The sequence below is a fragment of the Arthrobacter sp. Dra40 genome, from assembly GCF_059091905.1.
Genome location: NZ_JBNHHB010000435.1, coordinates 1 through 2,003, shown reverse-complemented (window position 1 = coordinate 2,003; position 2,003 = coordinate 1). Strand labels below are relative to the sequence as shown.

General features: G+C 68.4%; 2 protein-coding genes. One reads left to right on the top strand and one right to left on the bottom strand.

Going from position 1 to position 2,003, the window contains the following annotated elements:
• Positions 1 to 147: 147 nt before the first annotated feature.
• A complete protein-coding gene (locus AC5RWT_RS36880; protein ID WP_494084538.1) occupies positions 148 to 1,239 on the bottom strand; it encodes a Gfo/Idh/MocA family protein in 1,092 nt (363 codons plus the stop codon).
• A 156-nt stretch (positions 1,240 to 1,395) separates the two neighbouring features.
• Between AC5RWT_RS36880 and AC5RWT_RS36875 the strand changes: the two genes are divergently transcribed.
• Positions 1,396 to 1,950, top strand: a complete 555-nt coding sequence (locus tag AC5RWT_RS36875) for a hypothetical protein (protein WP_494084537.1) — start codon at positions 1,396 to 1,398, stop codon at positions 1,948 to 1,950.
• Positions 1,951 to 2,003 lie beyond the last annotated feature (53 nt).

The following is a 2,003-nucleotide window of genomic DNA, read 5'->3' as shown; positions in this document are numbered from 1 at the left end:
GCGGTTCCGCCCGGCTCCAGGCCCCAATGAACGACGGCGGCCGGCGCACCTTCCGAAGGAAGATCCGCCGGCCGCCGCGGTGCTTTCACGGGCCAACAGGACGCCGTCGTGCTCCCGGGGACCGGCCGCCGCCCGTGCTTTCGCAGCTCACTCCGCTACCGGAAGCGCGCGGTCGTTGGCATAGCTGACGCCCAGCTGGGCGCGGACGCCGTCAAAGAGGCGCATGGTGTCAACGGTGTCCGCCCACGGCATGGTGGCGCTCTGCAGCAGTCCGGACTGGATGCAGCGGGTGACTTCGCGCAGCTCGAAGACGTAGCCATGGCCGATTTTGGGGAACGTTTCCACCCGGAGCTCGCCCAGGTGCGGTTGGACTGCCAGCTCGGTGGGATGGTGCAGCGGCGCGTTGCTCCTCAGCCAGCCGCCGGTGCAGGCCACGGTGGCCGTGCGCGGCGACGCGGCCTGCAAGGAACACGCCAGCTGCGCCTGGGCGCCCGAGCCATAGCTGAGCGTCATGGCGTTCTGGGCGTCCACGCCATCGTCATTGACGAAGCCGGTGGCCGAGACCGTCTGCGGGAAGCCCAGCGCCCCGAGCGCCCAGGTCAGGGGATAGACGGCCAGGTCCAGCAGGGCACCGCCGCCGGCTGCCGGATTCCAGAGCCGAGCGGCCGGATCATAAAGCGCCGGGAACCCCACGTCAGCCTGCACCCAGCGGACCTCGCCGAGCTCGCCGGACGCGAGAATTTCCCACGCACGGTTGATGATCGGCAGGAACCGGGTCCAGACCGCCTCCATCAGGAACAGCCCCCGGGCGGCTGCAAGTTCGGTCAGTTCCAGTGCTTCCCGAGCGTTGATGGTCAGGGACTTTTCACACAGCACATGCTTGCCGGCCTCCAGCGCGCGCCGGGCGATCTCGTAATGCTGGCCGTGCGGCGTGGCCACATAGACCACGTCCACCTCCGCGTCGGCAAAGAGCTGGTCGAAGCCTTTGCCGGCACCGTCGTCGTAATAGGACGTGGCAAAGCCGAAACGGCGCTGGAAGGCGACCGCGTTGCTTTGGTTCCGAGAGCTCACCGCGTGCAGTACGGCATCCTGGAGCCGTGCGATGTCCTCGGCGACACGGGTGGCGATGGCCCCGGTGGACACCACACCCCAGCGCAGCGGCCGGCCGGTGGCCGCGAGGGGGCTTGGCGCTCCGGGCAGGGCGCAGGGCGGTGTCACGATGCGGGGAAGTTCGGCCATGGGTCCATCTTGGCGGCCGTGGGATGCGACGTCCATGGGCAACATTGCACGGTTGTCCGGCCCCGTGCGGCGTTTGTGCGCCCTACCGGTGCCGCCCTATCAATGGTACAAAGTAAGCAGGCTCAGTAATTCGCTACAACGAGGAGGAGCCCCAGCATGGACACAGGAACGATCATCGGAATCGTCATCGCAGTAGTTGTACTCCTGATCATCATCGGAGTCATTGTCTTCTTTGCGCAGAAGCGCAACAGCAAGCGGAAGCTCGAAGAGCAGGAAGAAAACCGCAGGCAGGCGGCGGAAATGCGGCAAGGCGCGCAGGTTTCCTCGGTGGAAGCGCGCGAACGGGAAGCAGACGCGATGCAGGCCCAGGCCGATGCCCAGCGGGCGGATGCCGAGGCGCAGCGGGCGCAGATCGAAGCGGACCGCCTGCGCCAGGACGCCGAGCAGCGCCAGGCCGACGCGCAGGGAATCCGCCGCGAGAGCGAGGAGCAGTTGCGCAAGGCCGACGATCTGGACCCGGACGTCAACACCAAGGACGGGGACGTACGCCCGGACCGCCACAACGACGGCGGAGCCCATCGTGGCGATGCCGGCGCCGAGCGCGGTGCCGACCCGGCTGCGGTCCAGGCGGACGAGGCCGGCCGGCATGCCGACGATGCCCGGTACACCGATGGGCCCCGCCGCGGCGAGGGCGGCAGCCACAACATCTAGGCGAAAGCAGGCCGCAGCGCCTGGAGCGGCCATCACTCAGGGTTCACCCCTTC

Bases quoted from the DNA above. Each gene is read 5' to 3' on its own strand.
- AC5RWT_RS36875 (WP_494084537.1), top strand. From the start codon at position 1,396: ATGGACACAGGAACGATCATCGGAATCGTCATCGCAGTAGTTGTACTC.
- AC5RWT_RS36880 (WP_494084538.1), bottom strand. From the start codon at position 1,239: ATGGCCGAACTTCCCCGCATCGTGACACCGCCCTGCGCCCTGCCCGGA.